The 11,799-nt window shown below is 62.1% G+C and carries 10 protein-coding genes; 5 read left to right on the forward strand and 5 right to left on the reverse strand.

Annotated features, from left to right (window positions below):
* Window positions 1-12 precede the first annotated feature (12 nt).
* A complete protein-coding gene (eutC, locus tag V5E97_RS13870; RefSeq protein WP_406699912.1) occupies window positions 13-804 on the forward strand; it encodes an ethanolamine ammonia-lyase subunit EutC in 792 nt (263 codons plus the stop codon).
* 28 nt (window positions 805-832) lie between these two features.
* Here the strand turns inward: eutC and V5E97_RS13875 are convergent, their stop codons facing one another.
* Both V5E97_RS13875 and V5E97_RS13880 read right to left on the reverse strand, forming a co-directional pair.
* Window positions 833-1,669, reverse strand: coding sequence for a Cof-type HAD-IIB family hydrolase (locus V5E97_RS13875; RefSeq protein WP_406699913.1), 837 nt, complete (start codon window positions 1,667-1,669; stop codon window positions 833-835).
* Window positions 1,670-1,711: 42 nt separating this feature from the next.
* Window positions 1,712-2,902, reverse strand: coding sequence for an MFS transporter (locus tag V5E97_RS13880; RefSeq protein ID WP_406699914.1), 1,191 nt, complete (start codon window positions 2,900-2,902; stop codon window positions 1,712-1,714).
* 177 nt (window positions 2,903-3,079) lie between these two features.
* On the opposite strand from V5E97_RS13880, the gene V5E97_RS13885 reads away from it, so the two are divergent.
* The 3 genes from V5E97_RS13885 to ltrA all read left to right on the forward strand — a co-directional run bounded on the left by V5E97_RS13885 (window position 3,080) and on the right by ltrA (window position 7,873).
* Window positions 3,080-3,835 (forward strand): DeoR/GlpR family DNA-binding transcription regulator, encoded by a 756-nt coding sequence (locus V5E97_RS13885; protein WP_406699915.1) that lies wholly within the window; start codon window positions 3,080-3,082, stop codon window positions 3,833-3,835.
* A gap of 1,829 nt (window positions 3,836-5,664) precedes the next feature.
* Complete coding sequence (locus tag V5E97_RS13895; RefSeq protein WP_406699916.1) at window positions 5,665-6,390, forward strand: reverse transcriptase domain-containing protein; 726 nt, start codon at window positions 5,665-5,667, stop codon at window positions 6,388-6,390.
* A gap of 151 nt (window positions 6,391-6,541) precedes the next feature.
* Complete coding sequence (gene ltrA, locus V5E97_RS13900; protein WP_406699917.1) at window positions 6,542-7,873, forward strand: group II intron reverse transcriptase/maturase; 1,332 nt, start codon at window positions 6,542-6,544, stop codon at window positions 7,871-7,873.
* 119 nt (window positions 7,874-7,992) lie between these two features.
* Here ltrA and V5E97_RS13905 read toward each other — a convergent pair whose 3' ends face one another.
* From V5E97_RS13905 to V5E97_RS13915, 3 genes are all read right to left on the reverse strand, one after another.
* Window positions 7,993-8,901 (reverse strand): hypothetical protein, encoded by a 909-nt coding sequence (locus tag V5E97_RS13905; RefSeq protein WP_406699918.1) that lies wholly within the window; start codon window positions 8,899-8,901, stop codon window positions 7,993-7,995.
* 290 nt (window positions 8,902-9,191) lie between these two features.
* On the reverse strand, window positions 9,192-10,328 hold the full coding sequence (gene thiO, locus V5E97_RS13910; RefSeq protein ID WP_406699919.1) for a glycine oxidase ThiO: 1,137 nt from the start codon (window positions 10,326-10,328) through the stop codon (window positions 9,192-9,194).
* A gap of 16 nt (window positions 10,329-10,344) precedes the next feature.
* Window positions 10,345-11,226 (reverse strand): hypothetical protein, encoded by an 882-nt coding sequence (locus V5E97_RS13915; protein WP_406699920.1) that lies wholly within the window; start codon window positions 11,224-11,226, stop codon window positions 10,345-10,347.
* 232 nt (window positions 11,227-11,458) lie between these two features.
* Between V5E97_RS13915 and V5E97_RS13920 the strand changes: the two genes are divergently transcribed.
* Complete coding sequence (locus V5E97_RS13920; protein WP_015248457.1) at window positions 11,459-11,740, forward strand: hypothetical protein; 282 nt, start codon at window positions 11,459-11,461, stop codon at window positions 11,738-11,740.
* Window positions 11,741-11,799 lie beyond the last annotated feature (59 nt).

The raw sequence follows: 11,799 nt of genomic DNA on the forward strand, positions 1-11,799 counted from the left end.
AAGGAGAACGCCATGGCCGATCCGTTGGCAGACCGGGGCGAGGACAACCCGGCTGCGTCGTTCGACGCGATCCGCGCTCGCACCCCCGCGCGGGTCATGGTCGGCCGCGCTGGATCGAGCTATCTGACCCAGGCGCAGCTCGACCTCCGGCAGGACCACGCCGCCGCCCTCGACGCGGTCCGTGGCGAGTTGGACCTGGTTCGCGACCTTGGCACCGAGCTCATCGATCGATTTGGCCTCTTCGAGGTCGGTACGCAAGCCGCCTCGAAAAAGGAGTTCTTGATGCGTCCCGACCTGGGAAGGCGTCTCGAAGCCACGGCTTTCGCTGAGCTGGAGTCCCGCTGCCCGCGAGGGTCCACCCTCCAGGTGGCGATCGGTGATGGTCTCTCCGCGACCGCCGTTGCGGCCCAGGTCCCAGCCTTACTCCCGCTTCTGGAGTCCGGAGCGAAGGCGCGGGGCTGGTCGTTCGGCCGACCATTTGTGATTCGCTATTGCCGCGTCGGAGCGCTCAACGACATTGGCGAGAGGCTCAACCCGGCCATTGTCCTGCTTCTGATCGGTGAGCGTCCCGGCCTGACCACCTCGGATAGCCTATCCGCTTACATGGCCTACCGACCTAGCGCTGGGCATACCGACGCGAATCGCAACCTCATCTCCAACATTCACGCTCGCGGCCTCTCCCCGGAAGAGGCCGTGCGGCAGATCTTCGCATTCGCCACGACGATGCTGCGGCAACAGACGAGCGGCGTCCAACTCGACTCCGCTTCGTCAGGGCCGAGCGAGGAGCTCGGACTCCCGACGTAGTGGAATCCTCGGAAAAACTGCGGCTGACTCACACCACCCCTCCGCTCTGATATTCCCGGGTCAGTTGATCCACAGCGCGGGCCAGGGCCGATTCCGGATCGCCGTCGCTTGCCACGAGCTGTGCCACAGATCGTGCGGACTCACGCCCATGGGGCATCGCCACGCCCATCCCCGCCCATGACAGGAGCGAAACGTCGTTATGACCGTCGCCAAAGGCGAGCACCGAGGCACGACGGATCTCGAGATGACGCGCCAAAGCCGCGACGCCGTCATCCTTATTCGCGTTGGGGGCCGCGAACTCGAGGTACCAGTCCATGGTGATCATTACTGACACTCGTCCCTCATAACGTGAGCTCATTTCAATCGATGTGGGAGTGATTACCTCAGGATCGGCCGCCCAGATGATCTTCTCCGCAGGTTGCGAGGCAAGCGACAGGAGGTCTGTGATCGTGACCAGGTCGCCCCCGGTGTCTTCGCCGTAGCCATCGATCCAGGGAGTATGGGCCTGGGCGAAAATCCCCTCCGGGAGCCAGAGCATCACGGTGAAACCACGACTGAGCCCCTCCGCCACCAACGCCGCCTGATCGGTCGGCGCCAACCTGGCGTGGTGGATCACCTCTCCAGTCCGCAAGTGTTCCACCCGCGCCCCCTGGGAGGAGACGACGAAATCGTCCAGGCCCAGCTCTTCGCAGTAGGGGAGCATGTTCGCATGTCGGCGGCCCGAAGCCAGGACGACACGGCAGCCAAGTGACTGGAGCTGCTCGACCGCTCGGCGGTTTTCCCAACTAATCTTTTTGTCGGGTCCGACGAGCGTGTCGTCGATGTCGATCGCGGCCAGGGAGTAAGGAAACTTGGAATTTCGCATCACTTATCCATTTTGAGTTGATTGAAATTATGTCGATTCATATCAACGAGTCCGATCCGCGGCAAGCTGGGCACATGCCGCGATCATCAGACCAAATGCCACGACCACGGTGAGGGCATGCGACAAGCCAACAGCCTTGCTGAGTAATCCGATGATCGGCGGGCCGATCAAAAATCCGAACGAGCCAACCGTCGCGACCGAGGCAATGGCACCCCCGGCACGGTCTTCCCGCCCTGCTGAGCGGAAAATGATCGGGATCATGTTGGAAAGGCCCAACCCCATAAACACGAACCCGGCGAGGGAGGCCGCAGAGGACCGGAACGTCAGTGCGGCACCCATGCCCGCGGCCACAAAGAGCGCACTGACTCGCAGCAGGGCGGTTGCTCCAAGCCTGGCGACCAACACGTCGCCGGAGAATCGCCCGACAGTCATCGCCATGGCATAGACGGAGTAACCGAACGCGGCCGAAGCGGCCGACGCGCCGACCTCGCCCTCCAGGTAGATCGCCCCCCAATCTCCCATCGCCCCTTCGCAAAAGAGGGCGAAGAAGGCCAGTACCGCGAGCGGCAGGAGACGTCCTCGTGGCCAGAGTGTCGCTCGATTCGCCTGGGGAGAATCAACGGGTTCATCGCTGAGCAGACTTCCCGTGGCGATCATGCTCATCGCCAACAGCACCAGGCTCGCGAGCAGCATCGCGAGCGGAGGCGGAACGCGAAACTTCAGGGTCAAGGCCGCCATCGCCGAGCCAAAGAGAAGCCCGAGACTCCAGCATCCATGGCAGGCCGAGACGAGGGGACGCTCACCGGCTCGCTCGGCCGTTACGGCCTGGGCGTTGGCGGAGATGTCCAAGGCCCCCTTCGAGCCGCCAAAGAGTAGCGCCGCAAACGTGAAGAGCAGAAAGCCTCCGGGAGCGATCGCCGCGAGCGCGATCAAGGGGAGCAGGCTGCTGAAACAGATCGCCGAGACCAGGACCACTCCTCGGCTACCGCGGCTGGCGAGAATTCGGCCCGCCACCGGCATGGTCAGCAGACTGCCGGTCACCATCGCAAACAAAGGGATACTCAGCCCGCCATCACTCAACGACAGGTTTGCCTTGAACGTCGGCAGGAAGGCCGCCCACATTCCAAACCCGATCCCATCCACCGCGAACATCGTGAAATTGGCAAGGCGTGGCCACCGTAGCGGGAGCATCCGTGGTTCTGAACCGACCTGGAGGAGCGACGTTGAATCCATGGTGAAACACGGGGCCTTATGCTTGAACCTGCACGCACCTGCCGACTCTGGTCCTATTATCGGCCGGATAGAGGCGGAATCAAGATTAACCGTGCAAAACCAAGCAGATTCTGTGCTGATTCCCGCAGGTTTGTGCGGGATTTGGTAAACTGTGGAGAAAAGAAAAAAGGAGGGGCGATGCTGACCGCAGAGCGACAGAGGGCTTTGCTCGAAGTGCTCAAGCTCGAGGGCAAGGTGCTGGCTTCAGGATTGAGCCGGAGGTTTGGCGTCTCGGAAGACACAATCCGCCGCGACCTACGCGAGTTGGATAAGGCGGGATTGCTTCAGCGTGTTCATGGAGGGGCTTTGCCCCGGTCGTCGATTTCGGTGGAATACGCTTCCCGGCAGAAGGAATCCACCGAGGCGAAACGGAGAATCGGGGCGGCCGCGGTCAAGCTGTTGCATCCTGGTGAGCTCGTGGTTCTGGATGCAGGAACGACGCCGTTGGCGGTGATCGAAAACCTGCCCTTGGATTTCGCGGTGACGGTGGTCACTCACAGTTTGCCGGCCGCAACTGCGTTGGCGGAGCATCCGGTGGCCGAGGGGATCGTTATCGGCGGTCGGCTCTTCAAATCGGCACGCGCCAGTAATGGTGTGGCGACGGTGGATGCGTACCGGCTGATCCGCCCCGACGTTTGCATCCTGGGGGCGGCCGCGGTCCATCCCGAAGCTGGGATCACGACATTCGATGCCGAAGAAGCCGAGGTGAAACGAGCGATGGTGGCTTATGCGTCGCGTGTCATCGTCCTCGCGGCCGGCGAGAAACTTGGCACGGTTTCTTTGCATCTGATCGCTCCGGCAGGTCGCGTGACCCATCTGGTGACGGACAGCGATGCGGCGCCGGAGGTCCTCAGGCAGCTCCGCGAGCTAGGGATCGAAGTGATCTTGGCCTGAGGTGTCGGTGCCGTCGAACGAAGTCTCATTTGAAGGAGTGACGACCTGGGTAGGGTAAAGCTTCGCCGAATCCGTTTCTCCTTATGTCAATGCGAGCGGCAATAGCATCATCGTCGGCCTAACAATTCCCGTAGGGCGGGTACGGCCCACCATCTTAACTTTGGCAAGGAGATAGGGATGGTGGGCCGTGCCCACCCTAGTGCGCCTGTAAGTGCATCGAATCAGCAAGGTGCAAGTCCATGCCAGGGTGTTCTGGCACCCTGTAACTGACGGTAACTGCGTCGCCGCGAGGCGGGGTGGGGAGCAACCCGAGGTGAACGATCAGTCCGTAACGCAAGTGAACTCGATTCGGCCGACTGTCACGGCGAGCCTGCTAGGGACTGGCGAAGCCCAATTGACGCGCGGCCCCCTGAGACGGGGCGGCCACGGTGACGTGGTCCGGTAAGCCCGGCACAAGAAACCCCAGAAGTGTTGCGGGGTGGCAGTCGGTGGTTGGAGACGGAATGACCGGAAGGTTTGATGACATGACACAGGGAGACCTGGACGGCATTCAAGACGGTGTTCATTGTCCCTGATAAGGATACGAAGAGCCGGCCGTCCCGGAGTCAGAGTACCCATAGTGTGTGCTGGGCAGCGTTTAGATCCGGAGGGTTCAAGTCCCTTGGCCGCTCGAATGAGGGGCGGTGTATCCAAAGACGGGGGTAATGCCTCGTCGGCTGGGGAACGCAACCATGGAGAACCCTATACGGGCACGAAGTCGGAAACGACGGATACAGCCAAGGGGATGCACCTACTGTCGCGCTCTGTCCGCAAAGACAACCAGAGGGCAGGGTGTCCGCCGCGAGGCGGGATCCGAAAGGCTTGCGGAGAAGTACCGGGCCGTAATCGAGGAGAGCCATCTCCATGATGAACCGGTCGGCCAAAGGTGGGGCAAGGTCGAGCCCGCACTATGGGGGCGAAGGCGTTCTCATTCACCCACCGTATCAAGGTGTTTGCGGACGGCACGGTACGGAAGATCTAGACGTGACCCCAGGAGGACTCGTTCGGTTCCTGGGTGGCACCGGGATCAGTGACCCTATAAGCCGAAAGGCGAAGTGGCGAGCGATGCCGGGCGAGTCGTCGGACGGCCGAATAGTACCAGAAGCGAGGCGAAAGCCTCGTGACCGAGCGATCGGCAGCTGAGTGGGCTGGGAAGGCGGCCGGCAAAGGTGGTTAGCGCGAGACACGATGCCGGACAAGTAAGGGCTATCGTGAGGATCAGTTCCATGAGTGAAAACCCGTACGCGATCGCCCGAGGAGACTGGCGGACTGGCTCAACCCGACTGGGGACAAGAAGGTCCATTCTCTAGTGGACAAGGTTTACAAGCGATGGAACTTGGAGGATGCCTGGCTTAAGGTCAAGGGCAACGGCGGGGCCGGTGGCGTCGATGGGCAATCCTGATGGATTTCGAGAAGGTGCTCGAGGAGCAACTGGACCGACTCCATGCGGAACTCAAGAGCGACACTTATCAACCCTGCCGGTGCGACGACAATTGATCCCCAAAGCCGGCCAGCCGGGCAAGTTTCGCCCGCTCGGCATCCCGACCATTTATGACCGGGTATGTCAGCAGGCCCTACTGAACCGGCTGGAGCCGATCTTCGAACCAGTATTCGATGATGCCAGCTTCGGATACCGTAAAGGAGATCGACCAAGGATGCCATGCGAAAATCTGGAAGGAGTTGGGCACAGGAGCCGAGTGGATCATCGACGCCGACCTCAAAGATTTCTTTGGATCGGTTAATCATGAAAGCTCTTAATACTCGTTGCCCAACGAATCTCGGACGGGCGAGTGCTCCGGCTGATCGAGCGCATGCTCAAGGCCGGCGTCCTGTCCGAGGGCCAACGCCTCCCGACCGAGCAGGGTACTCCTCAGGGTGGGATCGTTTCCCCCCTGTTGAGTAACATCCTTTTGACTCCGTTTGACCGCGAGATGCGTCGCCGAGGCTTTCGGCTGACGCGCTATGCTGACGATTGGGTGGTTACGTGTCACACTCGGGCAGAAGCGTGCCGGGTATTGGCTGAGGCCACCAAGATCCTGGAAGCACTGGGTGTGACGCTCAACGTCGAGAAGACGCGGATCGTACACGTCACGACCGGCTTTGAGTTCCTGGGATACAAGATCAAACGCGGTCGCCGGCCTCTGAAGCTGGCTCCGGGCAAGATCCGTACGGGCTGCCGTCAAGGCAACCTCTACGCGTACCCGCGGGAGAAGTCGATCGAGCACTTCAAGGATCAGATTCGCCAGCGGACTCGGCGCAAAGCTCCGGTGAGTACCCGGGCACTCATCGCCGAACTCAATCCGGTCATCCGCGGATGGGGCCAGCATTACTGCAAAGCCCACATCCGTACGCTCTTCGCCCAACTCGACCGTTGGATCCTGCGTCGCCTCTGGTCACAGCGATTCAAACGTTGGCGCTGCCGAGGTTGGAAACAGCTTCCGGAGCGTCACCTGTACGGCGAATTGGGACTCGTGCGCCTGATCTACCTGATTCCTTCTTTGCACCTGCGCCATTGATGCGCCTTTGTGAAAGCTGGATGCGGGAAAACCGCACGTCCAGTTTGAGCGGCGGACGGAGGCCAGCGTTTCGACGCGCCTCCTCCGACCCGACAGCGTGGAAGCCGGGTAATTCCGGTGGAGCGAAGGGGTGCAGGAAGGTGGAGACGCGATGTCCGACGCGACGGAAGATCGACTGGAGGCAGTGCCCGCACGGGCTAAACGCGCCAGAGAAGCCATGCCCCGATGGGGGTGGGTAGAACCGACGGTCTGGACGGAACGAATGTTGACGGCCCTCGACGAGGGGGTCAAAGGAGGCCGGTGGTTCAGCTTGATCGACAAAGTCCATCCCGAACGCAACCTTCATGCGGCGTTCTCTCGAGTCGCCGCCAACGACGGTGCCGCCGGAGTGGACCACGTCAACGTGACGATGTTCGTGGATCGACTCGACGCGGAACTTGTGGCACTCAGTGACGCCTTGCGTACGGGGACCTACCGTCCGCAGGCGATCCGCCGCCACTGGATCCCCAAACCGGGGAGTCAGGAGGGGCGACCGCTGGGCATTCCCACGGTTCGCGACCGGGTGGTCCAGACAGCACTTCGGCAGGTGTTGGAACCGATCTTCGAGCGCGACTTCGCCCCCCGTAGCTACGGCTTCCGCCCCGGTAAGGGGTGTAAGGACGCACTACGTCGGGTCGAGGAACTGCTCCATGAGGATTACGCATGTGTCGTTGATGTTGATTTGAAGAGCTATTTTGACACGATTCCCCATAATCGCTTGCTGGCACTGGTTGCCGAGAAGGTATCGGACGGGAAGGTGCTGTCCTTGATCGACGCGTTCCTTCGGCAGGGCGTCCTGGACGGCCTCGCGGAATGGACGCCGGAGCAAGGTACGCCCCAGGGTGCGGTGATCAGCCCGCTGCTCAGTAACATTTATCTCGACCCCCTCGACCATCTGATGGCCGAACGGAATTTCGAGATGGTGCGCTACGCGGACGACTTCGTCATCCTGTGTCGAACAGCAGCGGATGCGGCCACCGCCTTGGACGTGATCCGGCGATGGACGGCGGAAGCCGGCCTGACCCTGCACCCGACCAAGACGCGTGTGATCGACGCCACATCCGAACCCTTTGACTTCCTTGGCTATCGGTTCGAGGGAGGCACCCGCCGCCCCCGGCCGAAGAGCCTCGAGAAGTTTAAGGAGACGGTCCGGGCCAAGACGTCGCGGAGCGCCGGCGATAGCCTCAGCACGATCATCGCCACACTGAATCCGACCCTTCGTGGCTGGTTTGAGTACTTCAAACACAGCCATAAATGGACGTTCCCTCGGCTCGACGGTTGGATCCGAATGCGTTTGCGGAGTATCCTCCGCAAACGCATGAAGCTAACCGGCCGCGGTCGCGGTGTGGACCACACCCGCTGGCCGAACGCCTTCTTTGCTGACCAGGGGCTCTATAGCTTGAAACGGGCTCACGAGTTAGCGCGTCAACCCTCTCTGAGGTAACACCACCGACTGGATAGCCGTGTGCGGGAGAACCGCCAGCACGGTTTGGAGGGAGGGGGGGCGTGATTGCCCTCCCTACCCCTATCGGGAAAAACTGCATTCTGGTCTCTAATCGTTGCTTACTTCTCGGTGCCCAGGAGTTCGACCGCGCGACGTTTCAGGCCCTCTTGCGGGTAATTTAGCAGCGTCTCGATTCGCTTCGCTCCGAGCTTGCTCTTGTCGAGCCGCCCCTCGGCCACCGCATCCAGGAGGGCGGAAATCCGGCCTTCGTCGCGGAGCAGGGCGTCGAGGGCGAAATTCTGAACGTGGGGGGTGTAGTGATTCATCCCCGACAGCAAGGCAGGCCCGGCGCACGGAGTCGGCAGGTCGGCCAGGCCACTGACACCTCCCTGTTGCAGTTCGGGATGAACGCCCTTGACCAGGTAGCGGAAGAGCTGGGCGCCATAGCGATCCCAGGGCTCGACGCCTAGCATCCGCAACGCATCGTAGCGGGTGCCGGTCTTGACCTTTTCGTCGTCCGCCATGACCGAGGCGAGCTCGATCGCCCTCTGCCACCGCGGCTTGAGATCCGCCCGGCCCTCGAGTACTTCCTGGAACCGCGCGGCCGGCCATACACCCTCAAGGCTGACCCCGTTGATCAGGCCACCGCCGATGACGACGGCTTGCCAATCTTCGAGTCGGGCCGAAGGAGCCGGAAGCGACACGTCGAGGAGTTGCGCGAGTTCCTTCGCGTTGTTGCGCCGGCCTCCTGCAATCGCAACCCGCCAGATCCAGGGGATTCGGCGATACTCCTCGTCGGTTCCGGTGGCGAGGTCCTCTACCATTGCGGCGATCAATTCCGCCGACGCCTCAGGGTGCTTGGCGACGAGCGCCTCACGATCGGCTTGCGGCAGAGCATCGTCGAGAATCTGCCGGGCGATCGCTCGCGACTGGTCGGACGGGCGGACCGCCTGGCTTTGCCCCTTCTCCTCGGCGCAGGGGCCGTGGTCGCCTCGAGGCCGACCGACAAGCCGGCCATCATCAACCATCCCACCACAAACAAAGGCCGCGGTATCATGAAATTCCTTCCTCAATCGACTTGGGGAGCACTGGCTGTCTCGGTTCGACGTCCCCGGGGAGGCCAGATCGTTCGTTGATTCAAGTTACCGATCTGAAACAAGTTACGCAACGCCGCGACGGAGCTTCTTGGGGCGAGAATACCATCGGTTCTTTCGCCCTGGGCTGAATCTCGGTTCAAGGGGCGAGCACGAGTCGGTCGTGTGCCGGCCTGAAAAGACAGGTTGGCTTCGCCCCCACTGACATACGTTGAGACTTTCAGTCAGGAGCGAAAGACGTCGTCCGAAGCGGGCGCGGGCTCGCGATCGATCCGGAACAGACTCAGGTCGATGCGAGCCGGACGGCCCAGGACAAGGTCGGTGATCGCCTCCGCCGTCGCAGGTGAAAGCTGTAATCCCGAGCGTTTGTGGCCGGTCGCGACGAGCAAATTTGAAAAGTCGGGAACGGTCCCGAGATACGGTCGACTGTCGATGCTACCGGGCCTCAGCCCCGCCCAGGCTCGCTCCACTTCCGCGTCGGCCAAGGCCGGAATGAGTCGAATCGCCTCATCGAGCAGGTCGCGCACTCCCTGCGTTGTCGGGCGCGTGTCGAACCCTGCGTTCTCCTCCGTGGCTCCGATCAGGACCCGGCCGTCTTCGCGCGGGACCAGGTACATCCTGCCGTGCTCGACGATCCGCCGGAGAACTTTTCCCTGGCAGCGGAGCAAGACAATCTGCCCCTTGACCGGCGGTGTGGGGGCTTGGATCCCGAGCATTTCGAGCAGTCCCGCCGACCATGCTCCGGCCGTGACGATGACCTGCCCGCAAGGGATTCGCCCCTGTTCCGTCCGAACCGCTGTGACGCGTCCGTCCGCAGTCTCGAACCCCACCACGGCCTCGTGGGGATGAAGCCGGGCACCGCGTGCCTCAATCGCCGCCTTGAGGGCCTCCAGGTGCCACGGGTTGCGGATCTGGGAGCGGTCGGGCAAGTAGTAGACGACCCGGAGTGTGGGGTTCAACGCGGGTTCGACGCGGACGTAGTCGCCCGGCGCGAGCCGTTCATAGACGATCCCGTCGGTCCGCCAGCGTCCGGCGGCGGTCCGCAACGCGTTCTCCTCGTCCTCGGTCCATGCCACATCGACGCCACCGGTCCGCCGGAATCCGTTATCGATACCTGTCTCTTCGCGGAGCGCATCCGACCACTGCGGGTAGAGCCGGGCACTCCAGGAACGAAGCAGCTCGAACGGTTGTGCGGGAGGCCGTTCGGAACAAGGCGGGATCAAGCCGGCTCCGGCCCACGAGGCCTCTCGGCCAAACTCACGGCGATCGAGCAGCGTTGCGCGAATACCTGCTTTCGCCAGGGCGTAGGCGACCGAAAGGCCGATGACTCCTCCCCCGACGATGACGACATCGTGTTGCAATCGACTGATTCCCATGTCAAGGCGATGGTTGTGTCTTGAAACGTTCAATGGATCGGAAGCGAGGGCGAGGGGCGATCTCATCCCGGCCGTTTCGCCAGCCTTTTTCTGAGATTCGAGAGATGACGCGGTTCTCACCGGCGAGAATCAGGTCAAGACCGTCCCAGGCGATCGCCTCGACGTCATCCGCTTGAAACCGGACGGTACCGACGAGAGTCCACGATCCCGATCGGGCTCGCTGGTAAATGCGTGCGACGTTGACCGCGCAGACCGCCAGGTGGCGGCCGTCACGAGAGAGGTCCGCGCCGGTAGCCGGCTCGCGAAATTGGGGAAGCCGGCCGAGCGATTCGGGAACCGCGGGCCTCAACAGGGGCGCGGGGGGATGGAGCGGGATCGCGAACAATTCCGCCTCCTGGCGGTCGAAGGTCTTGGCCACGACGACCGCACGCCCGGCATCGAGGAACAGCCCCTCCGCATCGAACCGGCCCTGAGGTGGGAAGCGGTAGAACGAAGTCGCCTCGACCATCAGGGTCCCTTGGTGGGGCTGCGTGGGATCAGGCTCAACAATGCGATGGATCGCCCGGAGCGGTAAGCGACCGTCGTTGTTGCCGATCTCGGCGAGATAGAGATGGCCATCATCATCAATGGCGATGTCTTCCCAATCGATGTTGGGCACTCGGACCAGGTATTCGCGAACCAAGGACCCGTTACGTTTGACCGCAAACAGCGAGGAAAGATTTCCGGAATCGTTGTGGACCCAGAAAATTCCGGGATGGCGGCGGCTAGCGACTATTCCCGAAGCTTCTCGGATCGCCGGATAGTCGAGCCGTCCCAGTCGTTCCAGCGGAGGGCTGTCGGAGATGAGGACCAGTGTCAGGGCGATCCCGCTCAAAAATGCCATAGTTTTGCGTCGCTCCCTCCTCGTATGGAACTTCGATCTTACCAAGTTGGGGGGGACCAAGGCCACGATCGCAAGGGAACCCGGCCCTTGTTTCTCGTCTCGGTGAAGTGAGAGGGGTCGTGGGTTGCATCCCGGCTCCAGTGAGGTCAAACTCTCCTCTTCCGGTTCCGGTCGCGTACCGCCCGAGGAGGTCGATGCCGGCCGTTGTCCGTTCCCTGAGGTTGGCAGTCCCATGGAAATTCCGCAGATCCGGCCGGGCAAGGTCAGCGAACAGGCCAGGCCAATGCCGCGAGTCGTCGCGTTCTTCCGCAACTCTGCGCAGGGGAACTTGGTCATCCAGATTCTGACGACGATCGGCATCCCCAATGACCGGCTCGGCGTCACTCCTCCTGAACAGATCGAGACCGGCCAGGGAATGGTCTTGTCGGTCGCTTGCCCCGACGAGAAGACGATGGCCCGTGTGGAGACGATCTGCCGCGAGCAAGGGGCAGACATCCACCGCCAGCGCTCTTGATTGAGGTTCCCACCCACCCCTTTTTTTTTTCTTCTACTTCGTTTCTCTTGCCGAGGTTG

This window comes from Singulisphaera photorubra, assembly GCF_045290345.1.
In the GTDB taxonomy this organism is placed as follows: Bacteria; Planctomycetota; Planctomycetia; order Isosphaerales; family Isosphaeraceae; genus Singulisphaera.